The 24,103-nt window shown below is 53.9% G+C and carries 20 protein-coding genes; 8 read left to right on the top strand and 12 right to left on the bottom strand.

What is annotated here, in order from left to right; translation table 11 throughout:
• Positions 1-79: 79 nt before the first annotated feature.
• The 4 genes from ACJ77P_RS09025 to ACJ77P_RS09010 all read right to left on the bottom strand — a co-directional run bounded on the left by ACJ77P_RS09025 (position 80) and on the right by ACJ77P_RS09010 (position 4,584).
• On the bottom strand, positions 80-1,348 hold the full coding sequence (locus ACJ77P_RS09025; RefSeq protein ID WP_408998042.1) for a (Fe-S)-binding protein: 1,269 nt from the start codon (positions 1,346-1,348) through the stop codon (positions 80-82).
• A gap of 19 nt (positions 1,349-1,367) precedes the next feature.
• Positions 1,368-2,747, bottom strand: coding sequence for an FAD-binding oxidoreductase (locus ACJ77P_RS09020; RefSeq protein ID WP_408998041.1), 1,380 nt, complete (start codon positions 2,745-2,747; stop codon positions 1,368-1,370).
• A gap of 185 nt (positions 2,748-2,932) precedes the next feature.
• Positions 2,933-3,712: an enoyl-CoA hydratase/isomerase family protein gene (locus ACJ77P_RS09015; RefSeq protein ID WP_367358948.1), complete on the bottom strand. Its 780-nt coding sequence runs from the start codon at positions 3,710-3,712 to the stop codon at positions 2,933-2,935.
• Between the two features lie 17 nt (positions 3,713-3,729).
• Entirely contained in the window at positions 3,730-4,584 is an 855-nt protein-coding gene (locus tag ACJ77P_RS09010) for a 3-hydroxyacyl-CoA dehydrogenase family protein (protein ID WP_367358949.1), read from the bottom strand.
• Between the two features lie 180 nt (positions 4,585-4,764).
• Here ACJ77P_RS09010 and ACJ77P_RS09005 point away from each other — a divergent pair, with 180 nt between their 5' ends.
• The gene (locus ACJ77P_RS09005; RefSeq protein WP_367358950.1) at positions 4,765-4,983 is read left to right on the top strand and encodes a hypothetical protein; all 219 of its coding nucleotides are present in this window, start codon (positions 4,765-4,767) and stop codon (positions 4,981-4,983) included.
• 76 nt (positions 4,984-5,059) lie between these two features.
• A complete protein-coding gene (locus ACJ77P_RS09000; protein ID WP_408998040.1) occupies positions 5,060-6,655 on the top strand; it encodes a DUF4301 family protein in 1,596 nt (531 codons plus the stop codon).
• 253 nt (positions 6,656-6,908) lie between these two features.
• Here ACJ77P_RS09000 and ACJ77P_RS08995 read toward each other — a convergent pair whose 3' ends face one another.
• From ACJ77P_RS08995 to ACJ77P_RS08985, 3 genes are all read right to left on the bottom strand, one after another.
• Entirely contained in the window at positions 6,909-7,256 is a 348-nt protein-coding gene (locus tag ACJ77P_RS08995; protein WP_367358952.1) for an IscA/HesB family protein, read from the bottom strand.
• A gap of 279 nt (positions 7,257-7,535) precedes the next feature.
• Positions 7,536-8,510 (bottom strand): tRNA 4-thiouridine(8) synthase ThiI, encoded by a 975-nt coding sequence (locus ACJ77P_RS08990; RefSeq protein WP_367358953.1) that lies wholly within the window; start codon positions 8,508-8,510, stop codon positions 7,536-7,538.
• A complete protein-coding gene (locus ACJ77P_RS08985) occupies positions 8,510-10,171 on the bottom strand; it encodes a LysM peptidoglycan-binding domain-containing protein (RefSeq protein ID WP_408998039.1) in 1,662 nt (553 codons plus the stop codon). Before ACJ77P_RS08985 ends, ACJ77P_RS08990 begins: the two co-directional genes overlap by 1 nt.
• A 524-nt stretch (positions 10,172-10,695) precedes the next feature.
• Between ACJ77P_RS08985 and ACJ77P_RS08980 the strand changes: the two genes are divergently transcribed.
• The 5 genes from ACJ77P_RS08980 to ACJ77P_RS08960 all read left to right on the top strand — a co-directional run bounded on the left by ACJ77P_RS08980 (position 10,696) and on the right by ACJ77P_RS08960 (position 14,057).
• Positions 10,696-10,917, top strand: a complete 222-nt coding sequence (locus tag ACJ77P_RS08980; RefSeq protein ID WP_367358955.1) for a hypothetical protein — start codon at positions 10,696-10,698, stop codon at positions 10,915-10,917.
• Positions 10,914-11,519: an HD domain-containing protein gene (locus ACJ77P_RS08975; protein ID WP_367358956.1), complete on the top strand. Its 606-nt coding sequence runs from the start codon at positions 10,914-10,916 to the stop codon at positions 11,517-11,519. The genes ACJ77P_RS08980 and ACJ77P_RS08975 overlap by 4 nt, the downstream gene beginning before the upstream one ends.
• Positions 11,516-12,343: a lipopolysaccharide assembly protein LapB gene (locus ACJ77P_RS08970; protein ID WP_367358957.1), complete on the top strand. Its 828-nt coding sequence runs from the start codon at positions 11,516-11,518 to the stop codon at positions 12,341-12,343. The genes ACJ77P_RS08975 and ACJ77P_RS08970 overlap by 4 nt, the downstream gene beginning before the upstream one ends.
• A gap of 86 nt (positions 12,344-12,429) precedes the next feature.
• On the top strand, positions 12,430-13,170 hold the full coding sequence (locus ACJ77P_RS08965; RefSeq protein WP_367358958.1) for a hypothetical protein: 741 nt from the start codon (positions 12,430-12,432) through the stop codon (positions 13,168-13,170).
• 419 nt (positions 13,171-13,589) lie between these two features.
• A complete protein-coding gene (locus tag ACJ77P_RS08960; protein ID WP_367358959.1) occupies positions 13,590-14,057 on the top strand; it encodes a lytic transglycosylase domain-containing protein in 468 nt (155 codons plus the stop codon).
• On the opposite strand, the gene ACJ77P_RS08955 is transcribed toward ACJ77P_RS08960, so the two are convergent.
• The 5 genes from ACJ77P_RS08955 to ACJ77P_RS08935 all read right to left on the bottom strand — a co-directional run bounded on the left by ACJ77P_RS08955 (position 14,054) and on the right by ACJ77P_RS08935 (position 22,593).
• Entirely contained in the window at positions 14,054-16,804 is a 2,751-nt protein-coding gene (locus ACJ77P_RS08955; protein ID WP_408998038.1) for a UPF0182 family protein, read from the bottom strand. The two genes, ACJ77P_RS08960 and ACJ77P_RS08955, sit on opposite strands and share 4 nt — an antisense overlap.
• Positions 16,792-17,850: a 23S rRNA (adenine(2503)-C(2))-methyltransferase RlmN gene (gene rlmN, locus ACJ77P_RS08950; protein ID WP_408998037.1), complete on the bottom strand. Its 1,059-nt coding sequence runs from the start codon at positions 17,848-17,850 to the stop codon at positions 16,792-16,794. The genes ACJ77P_RS08955 and rlmN overlap by 13 nt, the downstream gene beginning before the upstream one ends.
• 73 nt (positions 17,851-17,923) lie before the next feature.
• Positions 17,924-19,147 carry an NADP-dependent isocitrate dehydrogenase gene (locus ACJ77P_RS08945; protein WP_408998036.1) on the bottom strand — a complete coding sequence of 408 codons (1,224 nt, stop codon included), beginning with the start codon at positions 19,145-19,147 and terminating at the stop codon, positions 17,924-17,926.
• Positions 19,148-19,243: 96 nt separating this feature from the next.
• Positions 19,244-21,175 carry an aconitate hydratase gene (locus tag ACJ77P_RS08940; protein WP_408998035.1) on the bottom strand — a complete coding sequence of 644 codons (1,932 nt, stop codon included), beginning with the start codon at positions 21,173-21,175 and terminating at the stop codon, positions 19,244-19,246.
• A 395-nt stretch (positions 21,176-21,570) separates the two neighbouring features.
• Positions 21,571-22,593, bottom strand: a complete 1,023-nt coding sequence (locus ACJ77P_RS08935; RefSeq protein WP_367358964.1) for a peptidoglycan endopeptidase — start codon at positions 22,591-22,593, stop codon at positions 21,571-21,573.
• A gap of 310 nt (positions 22,594-22,903) precedes the next feature.
• Between ACJ77P_RS08935 and mtgA the strand changes: the two genes are divergently transcribed.
• Positions 22,904-23,824 carry a monofunctional biosynthetic peptidoglycan transglycosylase gene (gene mtgA, locus ACJ77P_RS08930; RefSeq protein WP_408999416.1) on the top strand — a complete coding sequence of 307 codons (921 nt, stop codon included), beginning with the start codon at positions 22,904-22,906 and terminating at the stop codon, positions 23,822-23,824.
• Positions 23,825-24,103: the final 279 nt, after the last annotated feature.

The raw sequence follows: 24,103 nt of genomic DNA, 5'->3' as shown, positions 1-24,103 counted from the left end.
GATGACGTCCATGGGCAGCGGTCCGTGCTGACCGGAAAGAAGGGCCTTTCAAGTGAGGCGCGTTGGCGCCTCAATCCCCTCACTCAAAAAGATCCATGAGATGGCGCACCTGCTGCGGCATTTCCGCTCTCTGGAGATGGTCCGCCAGGTTGATCATGCAGCCGGGGCAGGCCGTTACGACGATATCGGCAGAGGTGGCTTTCACGCTTTCCACTTTCCTGTCGGCGATTTTCTTGGTCAGATCATAGTGGTAAATGCTGAAGGATCCTCCCATGCCGCAGCAGCGGTCGGCGTTGGGCATTTCAACGTAGGTCGATCCCTGAAGAGCCTGAAGAATCCGGCGAGGCTGGTTGCGGATGTTCTGGTAGCGAACGAGGTGGCAGGGGTCATGCCAGGTGATGGTTTTACCCTGAAACTCCTTCCTCAGATGAAATTCTTGAGGCGGAATGTCCAGAACATCCACGAGAAATTCCGTCACGTCCTTGATCTTCTTCGAAAAATCCTCAAATTCCTTCCTCTGCTTGTCGTTTTCAGGAAGGTAGACTTTATAGTCCTTGAGGCTGGAACTGCAGGTGGCGCAGGTCGTGACGACATAGTCAAGGTCCTTGAAGGCTTCCATGTTCCTGTAAGCGAGCATTCTGCCCGTCTCTAAATCGCCGCTGAAATAAATGGCGGCGCCGCAGCAGCTCTGTGCTTTGGGAACAACGACTTCAATCCCGTGTCTGGTTAAAAATTCAATGGTTTTAAGGCCTGTTTCGGTGAAAATAAAATCGGTGGCGCACCCCATGAAATATCCCACCCGCATTCTGGGCGCCTTCGAATCCCAGGGCGGATTCACTTCCTGAACCTGATCCCGGAGGAGAACGCTGGAGATGGCCGGGATGTTCCTTCCTTGCCCCAATGCTTTAAGAAAATCAGGCAAGTGCTTCATTTTGCCCTGCTTTCCCGGTATCATCCACTGGAGTTTCGAGGCGAGTTTCACGGTCCATCCGAAAAGCCGGCGATTGGCCATCACGTGGCGGAAGATCAGCCTCTTGACAAGAGGAAGCCCCTGCTGCCGGACCTGCTCGGCTCTGGCCCCGACAATGACACGATCAACCTGGGTTTTTGCCGGGCAATTGACTGCGCAGGCCTTGCAGAGAAGGCATTTTCCGATGATGTCCATTGCCTGATCGCTGAGCTGCTGCCCGCCCTTTAGGACCTGCTTCGTCAGGAATATCTTGCCTCGAGCCGCGGAAGATTCCACGAGCTCTTCCTGGTAAATCGGGCAGAAGAAGGTGCAGAACCCGCATTTCATGCACTGGTCGACGTATTGTTCAATTTTTTTAAGCTCGTTCAAATCTTCCAACGCCTGTCTCGTTATCGGTTCAGTCCCATATCTTGCCGGGGTTCATGATGTTGTTCGGGTCAACCAGGGATTTGATGTTCTTCATCAGATCGGTAACGGTCGGTCCCAGGGCCCGTCGGAAAAACCGCTGCTTCTCCAACCCGATGCCATGCTCTCCGGAAAGAACCCCGCCCAGCTCGAGGGCCGCCTCGATAATTCCCTCGACGGCTTTTTCAGCACGTGCAAAATGTTCCCTGTCCTTGATATCCGTCAGAACCGAGGGATGAAGGTTGCCGTCCCCGGCATGGCCCATGACCACAATTTCAAGATCGTATTTTCTGGATAACTCCCGGCACTTCCGGATCAGAGCGGGAATCTGGCCGCGGGGGACGGTGACGTCTTCCGCCAGGACCGTGGGGGCCCTGCCGAAGATCATGGCAAATCCGGCGCGGCGGGCCATCCAGAAGCGATTCGCCTCGTCCTGGTCCCTGGCGGGCCGCACCTCCCTGGCTCCGTTCATCCTGGCGATTTCAATAATCTTATCCGCTTCTTTTTCAACAGCTTCCGCCATTCCATCCACTTCAAAGATCAGGACCGCATCGGCCTCCCCGGGCAGTCCCAGGGGAGAGGCTTCTTCGATGCGGTGAATAAGCCAGTTGTCCAGAAGCTCGATCTTGGCCGGGGTAACGCCGCTTTTCAGCACCAGGGAGACGTTCTCGCCGGCGACGGCGACGTCGTCGTAAATGGCCAGGATCGTCTTTTTCGCGGGGGGGATTGCATTGACCTTGAATTCCGCCTTGGTGATGATGCCGAGCGTCCCTTCAGAACTGCAGAAGAGCATCGTCAGGTCGTATCCCACAACGTTCTTTACGGTGCGCCCTCCCAGCTGAATGATCTCGCCTGTGGGCAGAACAACTTCCAGGCCCAGGAGATACTGCTTCGTGACACCGTATTTGACGCCGGCGGGTCCTCCGGCGTTTTCCGCCACAATGCCCCCGATGGTCGCAGCCAGAAAACTCTGGGGATCCGGGGGAAAGAAGAGCCCTTCCGCGGCGAGGCGGGTGTTGAAATTCATCAGGACTACTCCGCATTCGACCGTTGCCGTAAAATTTTCCCTGTCGATGTTGAGGATTTTGTCCATCTTGGTGGTGCACAGCACAATGCCGCCCAGGACGGGAATGGACCCGCCGCTGACATTCGTTCCACCGCCTCGCGGCGTCACGGGGATCCTGTGGGCGTTGGCCAGTTTCATGATGGCGGATACCTGTTCGGCGGTCCGAGGGAAAACGACCGCATCGGGTTCATGGGTCCACTGTGATGTTCCATCATAGGAATAGGTCTTCAAAATTTCCCTGGCGGTGAGGACATCTTCCCTGCCCAAGATATTCTGCAGTTCAACGAGAACGGATTCGCTGATCATGGCTGCTTCCTTATGAAATCCCTACGTTAAAAAAGCGGGATCGTAGGTTGAAGTAAATGGGCCGTGAGGCTGGTCGGGACAAAAAGAGGCTGAGTGAAGAATGAACAGTCCGGAAGGATGAGCGTTTTTTTCGGCGCGTGCACGCTCACCCTTCCAAACAAGGAATTCAGGAACAGGGTCGTGGGTTACTTGTCTTTGAAGTTCGCTTTCCGCTTTTCCAGCAGGGCCGTCATCCCCTCGAGCTTGTCTTCGGATGCGCTCGCTAAGGCAAAGCTGAGAATTTCAAAATCAAGCCCGCTTCCGAGATCGACGTTCTGTCCGGCATTGATGGCAGCCTTGGCCATCTTGAGGGCCACTTTGGGCTTCGATGCCAGCTTTTCCGCCAGCTCCATCGCCGCCTTGTCAACGTCCTCAAGGGGAACCACCTTGTTGACCAGGCCATAGCGCTCGGCTGTCGCTGCGTCAATCATATCCCCTGTCAGGATCATCTCCTTGGAGCGGGCCGGACCGATCAGCCGGGTCAATCGCTGCGTTCCGCCGGCGCCGGGAAGGATGCCCAGGTTGATTTCCGGCTGACCGAACTTGGCATTTTCCGCTGCAATTCTCAAATCGCAGGCCATGGCCAGTTCACATCCGCCTCCCAGAGTCAGCCCCTTGATGACGGCGATTACGGGGAGAGCATACCTGTTGAGGCTTTCGCAGGCCTTGCGGAAGCCCTGGCAGAAATCGTAGAGTTCCACGGGGGTCAGGTTCACCATTTCCTTGACATCGGCGCCTGCCGCAAAAGCTCTCTCGCCAACGCTGTTGACAATAACGACCTTGACGTTTTCGTCCGCTTCGATTTCACTTATGGCTTCCGTGATTTCCCGGAGGATGACGCTGTTCAGTGGGTTCATCGGAGGCCGGTTGAGCGATATGGTGGCGATTCTGCCTTCAATGTTCAAAAGGATCATTTCATATGCCATCTCTAAAACCCCCTTGCCTATTCGTATTTGTACCAGCCCGCGCCGGTCTTTCGGCCCAGCTGGCCCGCCTTCGTCTTCAGCTTGAGGGAGAGGGGAGAATTCCAGCGGACTTCACCGGTTTCGGCGAATAAATAATCCAGGATGTGCTTGTTGATGTCCGCACCCACCAGATCCATCAGCTCAAAGGGGCCCATGGGGTAGTTCAGGCCGAGCTTGACCGCCTTGTCGATGTCTTCCATGGTGGCTACGCCTTCCTCGTAAAGCTTCAGGGCCTCCACGGCCGAGGCCATCATGATGCGGTTGACGACGAAGCCGGGGGCATCCTTCTTGATGTCGACGGAGATCTTGTTGAGCTGTTTGGTGAAGTCTTCCGTAGCCTTGACGGTCTCGTCGGAGGTGAAATATCCCCGGATGATTTCGACCAGCTTCATGACCTGAGGAGGATTGAAGAAATGCATGCCGACGACCCGGTCCGGCCGTTTGGTGGCGGCGGCAATTTCAGTCAGGGACATGGACGAGGTATTCGATGCCAGAATGGTGTCCGGACGGACCACCGAATCGAGTTTTGCAAAGGCATCCTGCTTGATCTTCAGGTTTTCGATAATGGCTTCGATGACAAAGTCGCAGTCGGCAAAATCTTCCATCTGGACGGTTTTCTTGATTCTTCCAATGGCGGCCTTCGCCTCCGCTTCCGTCATTTTTCCCTTTTTGATGGAGCCGGCCATCAGCTTTTCCATCCGGGCAATCCCGCCGTCGACAAACTTCATATCAATATCGCCAAGAACGATTTCAACGCCAAGTTGAGCCGCATGCTGGGCAATCCCGCCGCCCATGGCGCCGGCGCCAAGAACACCAAGTTTTTTTACCGTCATTTGCATAAACCTCCTCTGAGCTGATATTTTACGGGGTTATACATTCATAGAAACAGAGCTGTCAAGGCTTTTATCCTGAGAGAGGCGGGTGCGGAGCTTATGCCTGTCCGGCAGAAACTCCACGGCACCAGGCGGCGGCGATCCAGTAAACAATGTAAAACGGGAAGGTATTGTGGTAAAATGAAAGGCAAAGAGGTGGAAAACAGGATGCCGGGCCTGATCTGCAGCCGCTGCGGACGGGTGGAAAATCGCATTGCAGGCCGGACGGAGAAGAAAGCCATGTCCAGGGAAAGGGTCAGCCGGAGACAGAAGGACATATCCCGCTTACAGAGGGAGAATAAGCGGTTTGTCAAGGACAGGATCCGCAGAAGAAACAGCGGCAGGAAAAGCGGATCGTAACGCCTGGCGGAATGATTCCCCATGATCCGTGCTTGAAGAATGCCATCCGCAAAGGCGACGCAAAGACAGGAAAACCATGCAGCGGGCTGAAGATCGATGCCCCGATACCAGGGAACGCAACCAGAGGGATATGACCATGACGTTACAACGTATATTTTCCGATCAGGATAAGGCTCAGATTGAGGAGCGGGGATTGTCTGTTGAGCAGGCGATGGAGCAGATCAGGATTTTTCGGGAAGGGGCGGCTCCTTTGAAATTGAATCGTCCCTGTACCCTCCAGGATGGGATCTTCGTCGTCGGCGAGGAGGAGGGCGGGGAGCTGGTCCGTCTCCACGAGGAAGAAGCCGGGGCCGGGCGGATGCTGAAGTTTGTTCCCGCTTCAGGGGCGGCCAGTCGCATGTTCAAGGACTGGTACCGGATTCTGGATGCCGGTGGACTGCAGGATGAGGATTCGAGAACGAAATTTTTGAGGGATCTGAAAAAGTACGCTTTTTTTGAAGATTTGAAATCCGTCTTGGCCAAAGCGGGGAGGAATCTCGATGACCTTTTGGAAAAAGGAGATGTCTGCCCGATCCTGTCAACGGTTCTGGCCGCGGACGGCCTCAGCTACGGTCAACTGCCCAAGGCGCTTCTGAAGTTTCACTTATCTCCGGAAGGCTCGCGGACGGCTATTGAAGAACATCTTGTGGAAGCGGCGCTTTATGTCAAGGATGCTCAGGGAAGGTGCCGTGTCCACTTTACGGTTTCTGCCGAGCACGAAGGGGCGATTCAGGAATTTCTCAGGCGGATTGACGAGATCTATGAGAAACGGTGGAATGCGTCATTCGATCTGTCCCTTTCCATCCAGCATGCCCATACCGACACCATTGCCGTCGATCTGGAGAAGGCCCCTTTCCGCGATCTGGATGGTTTCCTCGTGTTCCGTCCCGGAGGCCACGGTGCACTGCTGGAAAATCTGAATGCCCTGGATGGAGACATCGTCTTCATCAAGAACATCGACAATGTCGTCCCCGATTCCCTGAAGCCGTCAACGGTGTTGTACAAACAGATTCTTGGGGGATACCTCATACGGCTGCAGAGGAGAATCTTCTCCTATGCCGCAAGGTTGACCGAAGGCGGACTAACCGAAGACGAGCTCTCCGAGATCATCGCATTCTGTCGGAGGGATCTGTGCCTCTCCTTCCCACCGGCTTTCAACGGGGCTTCACTCTCCGAACGATGCAGACAGGTTTTCCAGCGCTTGAACCGTCCCTTGCGGGTTTGCGGTGTTGTCAGAAACGTCGGCGAACCGGGTGGCGGCCCTTTCTGGGTTGAGGACGAAACCGGCGCGTTGTCCCTCCAGATCGTTGAGGAGATTCAAGTGGACTCGAACTCCGAGTCACAGCGCTCCCTCTGGCGGGCTGCAACCCATTTCAACCCCGTGGATCTGGTCTGCGGCGTCCGGGATTACTTGTCTAGGAAGTTCGACCTGCGGCAATTTGTGAATCCCAGGGCGATTTCCATTGCCCGGAAAACGGAAAAGGGCAGAGAATTGTATGCGCTGGAACTCCCGGGGTTGTGGAATGGCGCCATGGCCGACTGGAACACCGTGCTGATCGAAGTGCCCCTGGAGACGTTCAATCCCGTCAAAACAGTTGAAGATCTCCTTCGACCGCAGCACCAGGAGAAATGAAGGGGGGCTCGTCGATCGGTTCTGGGCTCCGCGGCAAAGAAATGCACCCCTCTGCCCTTCGATGATCGGGGAAGCAAGGATGGATCAGGACGGATCGGACAGCGAAGCCGCGTCCGGGGAGCAAAACATAAAAACCCCGGCCGGAGGCCGCCTGCAGAAGGCGCGTCCGGTCGGGGTGGCTGTCGGTTCCGTAATTCAACGGGATGAATTGTGCGAACGTTCAGTGCCCCGCCTGCTTCTGCGGGGATCCCCGTTATTTGAAATCTTCACAGCTTTCACAGATGTTCCTGCATCCCCCGAACACACCGCCTTTCCAGTGCTTCAAGAGTTCCGAATTCAGGATGTAGCCGGAACCGAAGGTGGAGTGAACGTAGTCGATGCTGATGGGCTTTGCCTTTTCAAAAAGAGATTTTTCCACGAGAAACCTCACGCCTCTATCGGTAAAAACCTCATCATCCTCCTTCTTATCATCCATAGCCATCACAAGAAATGGACCTCGCCATCCGCCTTCAGAGACCAGGATCCTGATAGGCCTGACATTTTTTTGTTCTTCAAGGAACTGTTTGATCTTTTTCGATGCGTCTTCGCTGACTTCAAACATATAGGGCTCCTTTCCGTAAAATGTTGTTATTCTTCTTTGTAATGACTATTTGTTACCTCTAATGACATATTATGTGTTAATCCGACACTTGTCAAGCTCCGTCTATTTCAAGCGGAGCACATCCATGTCCTCCGGGGGCAAACGACAACATCGGTATTGCATGATAAGAATGGGAATTTTTGAGCCTGTCGGAAAAGGCGAAGGGCTGTTCCTCGAGGAGTGTTCAACGAAAGGCCCTTCGCAGGGTACAGGTTATATGAAGAGGAAAAACAGGGGGCGCTAAATTCTCCAGGTGGCGATGATTTCCGGTGAGGCTGCCGTAACGTCGACAAAAGAGGTCCGGCTTTCACATAGGCAGGTCACGGTGACGTCGGCATCCCTTGGGGCATCGCTGTAACGGGCGCAAATTGCCGCAGCCAGATGCAGCACTTCAGCGCTGCCGCCCCCGGGAATCAGAACGGTGGGCCCCCGGAAAGAGGTCATGTAAACCGTGACATCCCCTTTCTCCGTCAACTTCTGGATTGTTTCATTATCATTGCGGTTTCTGCCCACCACGATTTTGGTTGATTCGTTCAAACGGAAGTGGCGGCCGACTTTCAAAAGTTCAATATCCCGGCGGGAAAAATCTTGTTTGTGGCTGAAAAGATCCTTAAGCCGTATGGTGAACATCGGATCGGTGAGGAGGCAGCCGCCGGCAGGGGGGTCGTAATCGGATATTCCGTAGTAATCGGCCAGTTCGATCTGTATTTTCCGGCCCCGTCCCGAAATGTCCAATAACCTGTCACGCTGAACGATCCCCTCTCGTTCCGGCCTGGTTTCAGGCAGCAGCCTGGCGGACAACGGCCTCAGGAGATCATCGCGATATCCGGAATTTTTGGCAATCACTTCGAGCATCTGCTTTCCCTGGGACATGGGCCGCTGTCCAAGAACTTCACCCGTGAAGATAAAATCCGCTCCCAGTTCAGCCATTCTATCCCCCGCCGTTTTGATCATCAGGATGTGGCAGTCGATGCAGGGGTTCAGGTTCTTTCCGTATCCGTACCTGGGGGAAAGAAGCATCCGTAGATGTTCGTCGGTAATGTCCAGAACGGTCAGGGGAAGGCGGATTTGCGCGGCGGCGCGGCGGGCTTTCCCTGCGCTGAAGAAGGGGGTTTCAAAGGTGATCCCCAGGACATCGATTCCCTGATCCTGGATGACCTTGACGGCAAGGATGCTGTCAAGACCTCCGGAAAATACGGCAAGCCCCCGGGTCATCAATATTGAACCAGTTCCACATTCCAATCCTTATGAAGCAGGGAATAAAGATTGGGGTCCAGGCTGCAGTCGACAAGAAACAGGGGACTGCGGTTCGGCCGTTCAATTTTCAAGGCGGAGAGGGTGACGGTGATCGTCGCTTTTCTGCCCCGTTCGGCGATATAGAATGCGTAACGTTTATCGAAGGCGTCGGGAAGGGAAAGCGCCGAAAGAACCTGGCTGAGATTGGCCTTTTTGGAAAGCCGGGTATTGACCAGGAGGACCTCCTTTTTCTGCTTCGACAGGACCTCCAGAAACTGCCGAGGGGGCTTTTTCGTAAACATGAGGATTTCGCGTGACTCTGTTTTAAGGAGAATATCGGGTTTCAGCGACAGATGAAATCCGGCGCTGCTGTTGTCCAGGAGCCTGATCTCCTGGTTTCTTGCAGGGCTGTAGCCCAGTTCAGTCAACAGGTTAAAGATCAAATCCATCCGGTCGACGGCGTCAATCGATTTCGGCTGCAGGGTTGGAGGAGATTTGTCGGCAGGTGGTGGGAAGGAAATCTCTCCATTGACCACTTCCGTGAATTGAAACCCTTTTTGGGAGGCATATTGTCTGATCTGCCCGGGAAGGAGGCGCGTTTTGTCGGAAACCAGGAGAATGCCATGAAAACTAGGTCTGTCCGCCGTGGGGTTTTTTGTTGTGATGATCCAGTCGAGATTAATCAGCACCTGCGGATTCCTCTCCAACAGGATTGGTTTGAGCCCCCTTCGCATGGAATAGGAGCCCGAGGCGTTCATGATTTCCTGGAGAATCAGGAAGATATCCTGGGACGGTTTGACCTTGAGGACGGAATAGTTTTTCCAGTTCGCTTTAATCAGCCTCTGCAGAGAGTCCGGGATCCTGTTTCCAAAATCCAGCAGAATGGTGCTGCCGTCGTCAAACTCCACCACCGGGATGGCGCTGCAGTCAATCGTAACCCGCCCCATCTGCGGCAGGGGAAGAAAATAACTGCCTTTCTGATTCAGATTTCCGTGGCTTCTGCCGAGAAGCTGTTTCAGGAGAGCCATGTCCTTGTCGGGCGGGAGGATGGGCTTGATCTCCACCCTTCTCTTTTCGGCGTTCTGTTCGGGCTGAACGGCCGGTGAAGACGTCAGAAGGCTGATGGCCGGCAGCATGATCGTCTGGCCGATCGAAATGCGGCTGAGGTCCTTGAGCCCTGGATTCACCTGGCTGACAATCCGCAAAGCCTTGTGGGCTTCGGCTTCTTGAAGCTTTAACTGATGCTTCAGGATCCGAATGATGGAATCCCCCTTTTTGACCTGGTATGGGACGACCTGACCGTTCTGAGCCGGTGCAGGGGCAACGGACTCCTTTCCTTCTTCTGCCAGGACGGGAAGAAGAATCGTCTGGCCGGGGTAAATCCTGTGAAGGTCCTTCAAGTCCGGGTTCAGTTCTCTGATGAGCGTGTAGCGGTGCGCGGAGTTCTTGAGAAATTGCTTGACGATCCGATCGATGCTGTCCCCCTTGCGGACTACATACTCCTGAGTTGTCTTTCCGGTTCCCGCGGTTTTGCGGAGCACCATATGGGCCGTATCTTCCTTGGCTTCCGAAGTGGGGATAGGCTGTGTCAGAAGAGACCAGGACCCTAGAATCAAGAACAGCAGAAGGCATTTGTTCATGTAAGTATCCTCAAGTCGTGGTCAATGACAGGTCATTCCAATGGTTGCTGAATATCGCCGGGCAGCGGTTTAGAGGCGATGCGGAAAGAACGCCGCATCCGTGAAGAAGCCGACAGGACCGCCAGCCGAGAAGGTGTTTCCATATGGAGTTGACACGATCGACATGGCCATGACCGCAAAAGTTAAAGTGCCTGAAGTACATATCGAACTTGTAGAGGAATGTCAATTTTTTGAAGTCAAGGCAACGACAACTTCATGTTTGCAAGATTTAGTTAAATGTTATAGGAAATTCAAGGATTATTTAGGGAATTCCTTGCAGGCAGGCCGCATTACCCGGATATTCAGGCGCTGGAATTCCCGCAGAAACAGGGCATCATTTCAGCCGCATTTCATTCCACAGCGGACGAACGGGCTGCGTGGCCGAGACTCCGCCTGCAGCGCCGTGAAGAGGTGGTGAAGCCGCCGGACCGGACCGGGACAGGAATGAAGAGGTTCGAAACACAAAGAAAAGAAGGGGGTTCGCCGTGGCTAAAGAGGATCAAGCAGCCTTTTTGAAGGAAGTGCAGACGCGGTTTGAAAAAAGGGTACGGGAAAATGAAGTGGCCGTCATTGAGCATTGGAAGGATCAACTGGACAGGATTGTGGCCATGAAGCCCGAGGGGATTGCCGCTCTGCAGCTCCAGGTTAAAAAAGTGTCGGAAATGATGGCCAATCGGATCAAGACGTTGAAGAAGGATGCGAAGTGAAAGAGATCGTGAATTTTCTGTTTGAAGTCGGCATGCTGCAGAAGACTCCGCGAACGGGTTTTCAATTTCTCGGTTCGGGTTGTGAATCTGTTGCGGAGCACATCCTCCGGACGATTTTCATCGGTTATACCCTCTGCAAGCTGGAGCAGGACATTGACGAGCGCCGGGTGTTAAAAATGTGCCTTTTCCATGACCTTCCCGAAGCCAGGACAGGCGATATGAACTACGTGAACAAAAAATACGTGACGGTGGACGAAGGCAAAGCGGTCCGTGAGCTGACGGACACCCTCTTCTTCGGGGAAGAGATCAAGGCATGCATTGATGAATTCAACGAGGGAAAGACCCGGGAGTCTCTCATTGTCCGTGATGCGGATCAGCTCGCCTTGATTCTTCAGTTGAAGGAATACGGGGATCTTGGTAATAAATACAGTAGAGAGTGGATTACCTTCGCCATTCAACGCCTCTGCACGGACAGCGCGCGTGAAACGGCGAATCAGATCCTGGAGACGGATTCCTCCGACTGGTGGTTTCAGGATAAGAGTGATTGGTGGATTAACGGAAACAAGGGAAAATATTCCAAGGGGGCAGACAGCGCAAGATGAAGGACGATCGTAATCGAGAGCTTTTCCCTGCCGGCAGCGGCAGAACCGGCCAGAGGCGAACCAGGGTCTTTTCTTTCACCGTCGGGGTATGGTTTTCATGGCTTTTTCTTGTGGCGGGATGTGTCACAGTCAATCAGGAGCAGGCGGAATCCCATATGAACATAGGGGTCGCCTATATGCAATCGGGGGAATATAACTCCGCACTGAAGGAGTTGCTCAAGGCGGAGAAGCTGGGGGAAGCGAATCCAAAGATCCACTACCTGCTGGGGATCGCCTACAGCGGCAAAGGGCTTCAGGAGCTCGCCATCGCAGAGATGAAAAAAGCCATCAGCCTGGATAACAACTACTCGGAGGCGCACAACTTCCTAGGGACGATCTATCTGAACATGGAAAAGTGGGATCTGGCCATAGAATCCTTTGAAAAGGCCCTGGCCAACATCCTTTACGACACACCGGCAAAAGCTCATTACAATATGGGGCTGGCCTATTACCACAAGGGGAGTTATGCGGCCGCACTGCAGCAGTACGGCCTGGCGAGCACACAGAACCCTGAACCCGCCGATTTGCCATTTCTCGAAAAGAACTGGGGAATCGCCCTTCTCGCCTCCGGGCGTCCCCATGAAGCCCTCAAGCATTTGCAGAAGTCGGTAGAATTGGTTCCCGCCCTGGCAGAGTCCTATTACTGGATCGGGCAATGTTTTGTCGAGCAGGGAAACAGGGAGAAGGCGAAAGAGGCGTTCCAGGAGGTGATCCGGCTGGCGCCCGATACGGAGTGGGGTGAAAAATCCAGAAAGAAGATCCGGGAACTGTCCTTCCGTCGCTGACCTGCGGAAGATGCCTGCTCTCATCCGTGGTCGCGGCAGGTATGCCGGAAAAAGAATCGCCGTTTGCATCAAGGAGAACATGTGTCATGATGAAGAAAGAAAATGTCTGGTGTTGTATCATTCCTGTACTTGTCGCCATCTTCGTTCTTTCTGCCTGTACAAGGTATGAAAGGCAGGTGGTTCCCTTCAAAGTCCCTGCCGCCTACCCCAATGTCCAGTCGGCGGCCGGTGCTCAGATTGCCTCACGGTCCTATGATGACAACCGGGAGGCCCAGAATGCATTCGGCTTTGACATCCGCGGCGCCGGAATCCTTCCTGTTCAGGTTGTTTTTGACAACAAGGGGCCCTCGCCCCTGGAAATCATTCCGGAACAGACCTGGCTGATCGATGAAGAAAGCAACATGTGGCCGATTCTTGACGCGCGGATGGCGTATGACCGGATCGAGAAGGCGACCAAATTCGGAAAGGTGGCCCCTGAAGCGGCGACCACGGGCTTGCTGGGTGGTGCGGCAGGGGCCCTTCTTGGAGCAGCCGTCGGCATCGTCACAGGGACCAATGTCGGGGAGGCATTGGGGAAGGGTGCGGCCATCGGAGCCGCTGCCGGAGCAACCCTTGGAGGAATCAAGGGGATGACCGATGCTGACGTCCAGCGGGAAATCAACGAAGATCTCGCTACCCGTTCTCTGGAAAAAAGGGCCATCCAGGCGGGAGAAATCGCTCATGGATTCCTTTTCTTTCCCGGGGAGGCGAAAAAAGCCCGGGAGCTTCGGCTGATGGTGCGGGACATCGAAACGGGCAAGACGTTCCGGCTCTTCATGCCCCTGTGACAAAAAAAAGATAAAAAACGAACACGCTGCGCAAACAGTCCAGGGCGATCCGGGCCTGGAACCCCTCCATCGACGTTGGGAAGGATGAGTCCCCGCCTTTTGTTCTGAAGAATGCTTTTCCATATTATATCAGACACATCGGGTTATTTTATGCTCCTGAAATTCAAGAGGATCATGGCGGAAATCCTCAGCCGAATTTTTAAGTTTGGCTTAAGGAATTAGCTGATAAAAAATAAGGTTGACATAATGAGTTTTCTTATGTTAACCAAGCGCCCATGAGAAAATACAGAAAGCAGTGTTTCAGTGTTTTATCATGCCTCATCATTATCTTTCTGGGCTTCCCTGATCTTTCCGGTTCAGAGGCAATAGCCGGGGAAAGTAAAGCGTCCGAAGCAGTCGTCTGCAAAGTTGAGCAGCACTTGAAGGATAAGAAGGCAAAACTGGGCGGTAGAAATCTGCGGGCTGTTGCCCAAACCGTCTGCAGAGAATCGCAGATTCGCAATGTGGATTACCGCCTTGTTCTTGCCGTGATGGAAGTGGAGAGCAACTACAGGCATGATGCCGTTTCACCCGACGGCTCAAAAGGAATTATGCAGCTGAAGCCGTCAACAGCCCGGGGAATTGTTCGAAAGGCCGACCCCGCAAGCAATGGCTCTTTAGATCTCTTTGATCCGAGAACAAACATCAAAATCGGCGTGTATTTTTTATCGCAGCTGCTTGATGAATTCAAAACGCTCCGGAAGGCTTTATATGCCTATAACGTGGGGCCGTACCGGGCAAAGCGACATCTGGCCAGGATGCCGGATCACAAAGATCCGAACAGCACGTTTACCCAGCGGGTCATCAGTGCCTTTCAGAGCAATCGTTTAACCCTGCCTGCCATCTAGTCCTTTTTTTCCAGCTTCTTCAGCAGGTTCGCCATCTTGTCCAGCTCCTCCCCGTAAGAGCCCCAATTCCCGCGCTTCAGAAAATCCTGGGCCCGTCGATAATGCTCCAGAGCCTTAAGGCCGATTCCCCGGTCCGTTTCTTCTGAAACGGACCCGCTGCCTTGAACGGCTGCCGTCCGAGGCTCAGCAGTCGGCGTCTCGCCGTCCCGGGAAAGTTTTCCCCCGAAAATCCGCTGAAGGGACAATTCCAGGTTTTCCTCCATGGCGATGGCATTGCCGTAAGCGGCAATAACTCTCTTCAATTCGGGAAGCTGGCCTTTTTCCGCCGCCAGGTAGAGGGAACTGACGTAAAGAAGCGATTTTTCAATCGGGATCACGAGAAGACTGCCCCGGATCACCTGTGAACCGCTTTGGTTCCAGAGAGAAATCTGCTTGGAGATTTCCGTATCCTGATCAATGCGGGCTTCGATCTGGCGTGTTCCGTAGACGAGTTTCTGCTTCGGAAAATGGTAAACGATCATTTTCCCGTAGTTTGGTGCATCGCAGCGGGCGGCCATCCACGCCGAGAGGTTATCCTTGTTGCTGGGTGTGAACGGAAGCAGGAGGATGTATTCCTCCCTGCTTTCCTCTGGAAGCTTCATGATGGTGTAATAAGGCTCCATCTCTTCATTGTTCTCCGCACCGAATTTACGGGGGATGGTCCAGAGGTCTTCCTTGTTGTAAAAAACCTGAGGGTCTTCCATGTGGTAGGTTCGGAGCATTCTGGCCTGGATGGACATCATGCCGGCGGGATAACGGATATGACTCAGGAGATCTGCCGGCATTGCGGAAAGGGGACGAAAAACGCCTGGAAACATGCGGGCATAGGTCTTGATGATCGGATCGTTGAAATCGCTGATATAAAGCTGAACCGTTCCATCGTAGGCGTCAACGGTCGCCTTCAGGGAATTGCGGATGTAGTTGCCGATGCCGGCAACGGGTTCGGAATAGGGAAACCTGGTCGTGGTGGTGTAACCATCGACGAACCAGACAAGCCTGCCCTCCTTGGTAATGACGAGATAGGGGTCTTTATCGAGGCGGATGAAGGGCACAATCCGGGCAATCCGTTCCTCGATGTCCCGATAAAACATGATTTTGCTCTTCGGGGTAATGTCATCGGACAGCAGGATCGTCAACGAACCGAAGCGAGCCGCGAAAAGCAGCTTCTTCAAGAAGGAGAGAGGCACCCCTCCCTTGCCGTCGTAGCGGGAATAGACGTTCTTGTCCCCCACGGGATAATCGAATTCAGGCCTCTTCGTGTTGACAAAGACATAGTCATTGGATTTTTCCCCGTAGTAGATCTTTGGCTGTTTGACGACGACGGAGGTGGTAGAAACCGGCGGAATATCACGAATAAAAAATTCGGGAAGCCCCTCCTGGGAAATTCGGTTGACCGGACCCATGACAACGCCGTAACCATGCGTATAGGTGAGGTGCTCATTGACCCAGCTTCGCGAGGGCAGCGACGCGTAGGAAATCTCCCGGGGTGAAAGCATGATCTGGCGATACTCCCCGTTGATGATGTAGCGGTCATTATCGACATCAAGGAACTTGTAATACGTCCGGATCTCCTGCATCTGGCTGTAGGTCTGTAAAAGGGGGCCATGGTTCCACAGCCGGATGTTCTTGATGGTCAGAGAATTCTTCACCAGGTCCTGCTGGGTCAGCGTATTGTCCGCCGGAAATTCGCTGTCCTCTATATGATTGAGTCCGTAGGCGATCCTTGTATACCGGATATTGTGTTCGAGATAGGGCCGCTCAAGAACAATCTCGTTGGGGACAACCTTGAATTTCTGGATGAAGGAAGGATACAGGCCCCGGCCGATCACCATGACCAGCAACAGGAGCAGCACGGAGACTGCCGGTATCCGCCAGGACTTCCCGAAGGCAAAGGCGAAAAGAGAGGCTCCACAGAGGATGCTGAGAACCATGAGCAACCGGAGGACCGACAGCTGGGTTGTTGTATCGGTATAGCCGGGACCGAAGACCACCCCCCGCTTTGTAAACAGCACCTCCATCAGTTGAAGCCAGAAGCCGAAAGACCCCAGGAAAAAAAGCAGGGCGATCAGGATGAGAAGGTGCGTCTTTGCCGCGGGGAGAACATGGAATGTTTTCGGCGGGAAAAACAGAAACGAGCGGCGGAGAAAGTAGAGAATGCCCGTAGCGACGGCAGTAAGGATCAGGGTTGAAAAAAGCCAGGAAGAAAGTTCCTGAAGAAGAGGCAGCCGAAAAGCAAAAAAACCGATGTCATAGTGAAACAGGGGATCCTTCAGATCAAAGGGGACCGCATAAAAGAAACTCAGGATGCTTTTCCAGAGATAGGCCGCTTTCATGGCGGCAGCGTAACTGAAGAGAAGAGAGAGCAGAAAAATGATCGTACGAAGCGGACCCAGGGTGGGCAGTCGATGGGGATGGGGGAAGGAGCCCTGCTGGTCGGTCACGCCGGACGGCGGCGAAAGGCGGTCGGCCAGGTAAAGATTGAAGAAGAAGATCACAAAAAACAGCGCACCGAAAAAAGCGGCTGAGGCAATGGAACTCCAGAGCGTCACGGTGAAAATCGGCTCGTAGCCGACTTCCTGAAACCAGAACCAGTCGGTGAGCAGACGGATGATCTGCCAGAAGAAGCTGATGCCGATAAAGGCGGCCAGAAAGAAAATCAACCCTTTGTAACTGCGGGTCCCTGTAGACGGCACCTTTAGACCAGGCATTGTGATGTGTTCTCCTCAAGGGCTTTACCGCTCAATTGGCCGCAGGCGGCCAGAATGTCGCGCCCCCTGCTCGCCCTGATGATGGCGGTGAAATGATGTTTTACCAGAATCTGCTGAAAGGCCAGGACGGTATCCTCCGAAGGGGACTTGAAGGGGCACCCGGGGAATTCATTGAATCGGATGAGATTGAGTTTGCAGCGGATTCCCCTCAACAGGCGGGAGAGCATTTCTGCATGGGCCGGTGACGCGTTGACGCCGTCGATCAGGATGTATTCGAAGGTCAGCATGCGGCGGCCCGGCATGGGATAATCACGGCATGCTGCAAGAAGGCTTTCCAGGGGATACTTCCAGTTGACCGGCATGAGCTGGTTCCGGACCGCATCGTCCGGGGCGTTGAGGGAAACCGCCAGGTTGATGCAGATGTCCCGCCCCAGTTGCCGGATCATGGGAACCACACCGCAGGTGGAGAGGGTGATCTTCCTGTTCGAGAAGCCGAAGCCGTAATCCGAGGTAAGGATGCCAAGGGCCTTCAACGTGTTTCTGTAATTGGCCAGGGGTTCTCCCATCCCCATCAGCACGATGCTGCGGACGTTGGGCCCTTCCGGCAGAGAAGAGAGGATGATCTCCAGCTGACCGGTGATTTCCGAAGGTCTGAGGTTGCGCCTGAACCCCTGCCGGGCGGTCAGGCAGAAACGGCATCCCATGCGGCACCCGACCTGCGTGGAGATGCAGGCCGTCCAATGGTTTTTGCCGGGAATCAGGACGCTCTCGATAAAGAGGTCGTCTTCCAGGCGAAAGAGGATCTTCTTGGTTCCGTCCTTTGAAGCCTGGATTTTTTCAATTTCGGGGAGTCCAATGAAGGCGAGTTCCTCCATCTGGCTGCGGAATGGTTTGGAGAGGGTGGTCATTTCCTCGAAGGATTGCACACCGCCCCCGGAGTACAGCCATTTCATGATCTGCCGGGCCCGGTATCGCTCCTTTCCCAGACTTGAAATCAAGGCTTCGATTTCTTCAAGAGACAGATCTCGGATATTGATTCGTTTCATAGCCAATACGATGATTGCAGTCTTTCCGGCAGGATGCCGTCTTTTGCGGCACCCGGGGCCTTTCCTGTTGATGTTACCGCTGCGCCAGCCTTTTTTCCAGGTTGGCTGCGATGGCGTTTATAAAACCCGGGGTGTCGACTTTGCGGTTGTGGGGGCTCGGTTCGGCGACAAGGAGCAGATCTCCCGTCAGGCTCCCCCCTTCGATCGTTTCCAGTGTGGCGGACTCCAGCATGTCCGCAAAAAGGGCGACTTCCGGTGTGGAATCGAATTCGGCGCGTTTTCGCAGCCCACCAGACCACGCAAAAATCAATGCCGTAGAGTTCGAGGACGTTTCCTCGCCTCTGAGATGCCTGTAGTAGTGCTTCTGTACCGTGCCGTGCGCCGCCTCGTATTCGTAACAGCCCATCGGTGAAACGAGGACGGAGGTCATCATCGCCAGGCTCCCGTTTGCCGAGGCGATCATGTCCGACAGAACATCCCCGTCATAATTCTTAAGCGCCCAGAGAATGCCCCCCTCCGATTTCATGATCCGTGCGACGGCATCGTCAATCAGGGTGAAAAAATAGTCGAGGCCCTCCCTTTGAAAGGCCTCTTTCCAGGACGTTTCATATTCCCGGGCAAAGATCTCCCGGAATCGGGCGTCATAGATTTTCGAGATCGTGTCCTTGGTGCTGAACCAGAGATCCATCTTCTGATCCAGGGCGAAGGCGAAGCAGGAGCGGGCAAAACTGGCAATCGAGTCATCGGTGTTATGGATTCCCTGAATAACGCCCGGCGAAGAAAAATCATGAATCTTCCTTCGAACGGGAGTTCCCGCTGCGGGGGTGAACACAAGCTCCGCCGTTCCAGGGCCGTCCACGCGGATTTCGCTGTTGTCGTACACATCTCCATAGGCGTGCCTGCCGATGATAATGGGCTTCTTCCAGCTCGAAACCGCCGGTCGGATATTCCTGGCCAGGATGGGCTTTCGAAAGACCGTACCGTCCAAAGCCGACCGGATGGTTGCATTGGGACTTTTCCATGCCTCCTTCAGGTGATACTCCCGGACGCGATCCTCGTTGGCCGTTATGGTGGCGCATTTTACCCCGACGCCGTATTTTTTGATGGCCTCTGCCGCGTCGACCGTCACCCGGTCATTCGTTTCATCCCGGTGCTCCAGAGACAGATCGTAATACTCCACGGACAGTTCCAGGTAAGGCCGGAGAAGCTTCTCCTTGACCATCTGCCACATGACCCGGGTCATCTCGTCGCCGTCCAGTTCGACAAGGGGCGTAAGGACTTTGATTTTAGCTTTCATGAACGATCTTTCCTACCGATGTTTGGATGTTTTCCTGCCGCTCTTCCCCGGCCGAGTGTCTTCCGGATAGGATGCAGCCGTCATTGGACAGAAACCTCAAAAGCGATTTAGAACACCACCGGCCAGGAGAATTTTTTTCTGTCGGTTGGTAAGCTCGAAGGCCACTTCCATCGAGATCCCCCCTGTATCGTTTAAAAGGCGCACTCGGTCCCCATCGACAAGGGAGCTCCGGATATCCGGGAACAGCAGTCTGTCCCCATCGGCCAGGCGGTCATAGTCCTCCTCGTCGAGGAAGGTAAGAGGCAGGATACCGAAGTTGATCAGGTTGGCCGCATGGATGCGCTCAAAAGACTTGGCGAGGATCGCCTTGACACCCACATACATGGGGCAGATTGCGGCGTGCTCCCTCGAGGAGCCCTGACCATAGGATGTTCCGGCCACAATGATGTTTGAATGGCCGGATTCCTTGATCTGCATGGCCCGCCGGAAAAAGGTATGATCAACGATCTCGAACAGGTATTCCGCGTATTTCGGTATATTGGAGCGGTATTTCATCCGTTCGCCCGCGGGAATGATGTGATCCGTCGTAATGTGATCTCCCACCTTCAGCGTGACGATGCCGTCCAGGGAATCCGGGAGGGGTTCGTTGGCCGGCGGAGGGCCGATGTTTGGGCCCCGGTAAATGGGGGCTCCGGCGGCGCTCTCGGGATCCATCGGCTCGATGATCAACCGGTCGTCCACATGAAACCGCTCAGGCAGAGAGATGTCGGGGTAGGGGAGATTCAGATCGCGGGGATCCGTGAGATGGCCGGTGAGAACGGCTGCCGCTGCCGACTCGGGGCTGGCCAGATAGACCTGGGCGTCCCTCGTTCCAGAGCGTCCGAAAAAGTTGCGGTTGGAGGTGCGCAGGGATGCAGAGCCTGACGGCGGGCTCTGGCTGTTGCCGATGCAGAAGCCACAGGCATTCTCCATGAGTCTGGCCCCCGCGGCAAGCAGATCGGCAAGGTAACCGTCCCGGGCCAGATTTTCCAGAACCTGCTTTGATCCGGGTGCAATGATGAAGCTGACATCGGGATGGGCCACTGTGCCCTTCAGGATTTTCGCGGCGGTTGCCAGATCCTTGTAGGAGGAATTGGTGCAGCTTCCCAGGCAGACCTGCCGGATCGGGACGGGTTCGCAGTCCCTGATCCGCGCGATATTGCCCGGGCTGTGGGGCATCGCCGTCAGCGGTTCCAGCTTCGAAAGGTCGATTTCCACAACACGGTCGTATTGTGCGCCGTGATCCGCCGCAAATTCAAGCCAGTCCTCCTCCCGCTGCTGGGCTTTCAGAAAACGCAGGGTCATTGCGTCACTTGGGAAAATAGATGTTGTGACGCCGCATTCCGCCCCCATGTTGGTGATGGTTGCCCGTTCCGGAACGGACAGGGTTTCCACACCGGGGCCTCCATACTCGAAGACAGACCCCACATTTCCCTTGGTCCCGAAAAGATCGAGCACTTTCAGGATGATGTCCTTTGCCGAGACCCAGGGCTGAAGATGCCCTTCCAGGTGGATGTTGATGACTCTTGGGCAGGTCAGATAAAAAGGCTCGCCCGCCATGGCCAGGGCCACATCCAGGCCTCCGGCGCCGATGGCGATCATTCCCAGGGCTCCGCCTGTGGGAGTGTGGCTGTCGGAACCGATGAGGGTTTTGCCCGGCCTGCCGAAACGCTCCAGATGAACCTGGTGGCAGATGCCGTTTCCAGCCCTGGAAAAATAAAGGCCGAATTTTTCGGCAACGCTCTGAAGATATCGATGGTCGTCGGCGTTCTCGAATCCGATCTGCACCGTATTGTGATCCACATAACTGACGGACAATTCGGTCTTGACCCTGGGGACATGCATGGATTCAAACTGGAGATAGGCCATGGTCCCCGTTGCATCCTGGGTCAGGGTTTGATCGATCCGAATGCTTATTTCCCTTCCCGGGATGCAGGTTCCTGAAACAAGGTGATGTTCGAGAATTTTCTGCGTCAGGGTTTTTTTCATAGGAGAACGTTTCCCCAGATTTTTCAGGTATTTTTTTCCAAATGAACCATCCCGCGAGTTCCTTGTTCTCAGGGGGACAGGAGGATCACAGAACGGCGGTTGCCCGCAGGACCTTCCGGGCCGCAGAGGGGTGACCCGTTCTGTCCGCTCTTTTTCGGGAACGAAGGGATGAACAAGGATAACACTACGAAACTTCTAGTAAATTTAATGGTATTATCCCGAAAAATCAATAAAATAATTTCCGGACGCGTACGCCTCTGGAGAAGACCTTATTCCTGCCAACCCGCATGAAAAAAAAGCACCGGAACCAGGATAGGATTCCGATGCCCGATATTTCCGCTATGACACCGCTTTTTTTCGACCTGTTTGTTCAGAAGGAGGAAGTCTTCTCTCCGTCAGGATACGTCGCGTTCATCCGACTGGACGTTTTTCATTCCCTTAACCCGAACCGCTTTGATGAAGCGCTGGTTGTAGTATGGTTTATCCAGGCTGTCGATCCGTACATGTTTCCCGGAACGGCCTGAAGAGGCATGGATGAACTCGTTGTTTCCAATATAGATGCCCACATGGCCGAAAGCCCTCCGGGTGTTGAAAAAAACGAGATCGCCCTCTTCGAGGTCACTTTTTGCCACGCGCACCCCCATGCGGGACTGTTCCCTTGCCGTCCTCGGTAACTTGACATCAAAGAACTGGTAAACCTTGGCAACGAAAGCCGAGCAGTCTATGCCCCGAACGGACGATCCGCCGAACCTGTAGGGCGTCCCGAGAAATCCCTTGACGACCCGCACAAAGATCTGCCTTTCTTTCGGGCTGTTCCATTTTCCCATCAGCTGGGTGCTGGCTTCCTTGTCCCTCTCGACGGACGTCCAATCCTCGTCAGGGATTTCCCCTTCCTCGGCATCCTCCTCGGGATAAAGCTCGTTATCCTCAACATCAAGGGCCATCACCACTCGAGGGCCCTTGTTCTCTTTTACAGCTGACGGGACGGATTGACGTTTGGCAAGAATCAGCTTCTGTCCGGTTTTTATGGTGCTGTTCCGCATCCCGTTCAAGCCCTTGAGCTCTGCGATGGAGATACCGGACTTTTTGGCAATGCTCTGGAGTGTGTCGCCTCGTTTGACGGTATAGGAATCGGCTTTGGATTTAGTGCTTGTATTGGATCTGGCGACGGTATGTTTTGAAGATTTCTTTGATGGGGATTGTGAGACTGTGAGATGCTGACCGGGTTTCAGGGCTGGCTTCTTTAGCCCATTCATCCGCATCAGATCTTTAATGGGCACCCCGAACTGGCTCGAAATCTTTGAAAGCGTATCGCCGTTTTTTACTTTGTAGGTTTCTTTTGAAAGCCCTTCCTGAGAAAGGCCCAGTACGAACAGGAACGTAAGTCCCATCCAAAAGAAAATCCGTCGTTTTGTCATGAAGTACCTCCTTAGTCTATTCGGGGGCTGCCCCACTATCTAACGATGCACAGATTTTAGCCTTGGACGACAAACTGTACACTGTGAAATTCATCACCATTTATAGAAATACGTGGAAATAGTCAAATTTTTTTTTAGAATTTTATCTGTTCATAAAAAAATAATGAATAATCACCATCATTTAGTTCTTTAAAAATAAAAGGGAATACGATAAGAGGTGTCCATTGACATCCCAAAATAATTGTGACGTGTATAAAGCAAATAGTGAGCCAATATATGAATATGATCTTCTGAAAAGGGAGCGGCCATGATGAAAAAGATGTTCCTTCTGATCCCGGCATTCCTTGTTGTCGGACTTCTGATCCATACCGTCAGTTATTTTTTTTACCCGGATGTCACCACCTTGAAAAAAGAAAATCCGGCAAAAACAGCGTTCATGAAATTTCGCGAAGAGGAATGGAGAAACCAGGGGAAGGATAAGGCAATTGAGCAAAAATGGGTCAGGCTTTCCCGCATTTCCCCGCTTGTCATCAAGGCGGTCATCATCTCGGAGGACGATAAGTTCTGGCATCACGAAGGCTTTGATTACGAGGCTCTTCAGAAAGCCTTCGAAGAGGATCTCAAGAAGAGAACATTCAAGGTGGGGGGGAGCACCATCAGCCAGCAGCTGGCCAAAAATCTCTATCTTTCCCCGTCCAAGAATCCCATCCGGAAAATCAAGGAGGCCATTTTAACCTGGCGGATTGAGAACACCCTGTCCAAGAAGAGGATCATTGAACTCTACCTCAATGTGGCCGAGTGGGGGGAGGGAATCTTCGGGATTGAAGCTGCAGCCCGCAAATATTATGGGAAATCGGCCTCGGCATTGTCGGCGCGCGAAGCGGCGGCTCTGGCCGCTGTTCTTCCCAATCCCAGGAGATACCACCCTCTGGGGTCTTCAAAATATGTTCGGAATCGTTCTGAAAGAATTTACCGGATCATGGTCAGGCGCGGGATCATTATTCCAGAGTACGAGGCCGTTATGAAGGAACCCGAGGAAGCACCCGCGGAAGATCCAGCCGTTCCGGAAAGCCCGGCGGAACTGCCGACCGGGACGGAAAATCCGGTCGAGGAGCTCAAGGAGCCGTCTTTCGAAGAGGCGAAACAAGCCGGTGAGGGAAAAACGGAGCCTTTCGGGACGGCCGAGGGCCTGGAAAAGCCTGAAGCGTCGGCAGCGGAAGAGGATCGCTAGGGGAGGGCCATGGCTCATTCCGTCGATGTACACGTTGCCTGATCGTGTTGAAGGAGGCCGTCAACCCTTTCCATCTTCGTGATCGCTCGTATTCCTGGCCTTTCCGGATCCGGAGTCCTGATTGGAGGGAGATGAAATTCCGTGCCGAAGAGCCAAGGGAAGGAAGTGTAACCTCCAAACGTTTCATCCCCGCGTTCCCTTTGCCGGCAGAAAACAAGGAGGCGATCCTGCAGGGCAATGACCGGGCCACGTTCCGTGCCGGCGGTCTCAGCCGGATCA

The organism is Syntrophus buswellii, from assembly GCF_046097065.1.
Classification (GTDB): Bacteria; Desulfobacterota; Syntrophia; order Syntrophales; family Syntrophaceae; genus Syntrophus; species Syntrophus buswellii.
This window is presented reverse-complemented; position numbering and strand designations above follow the sequence as displayed.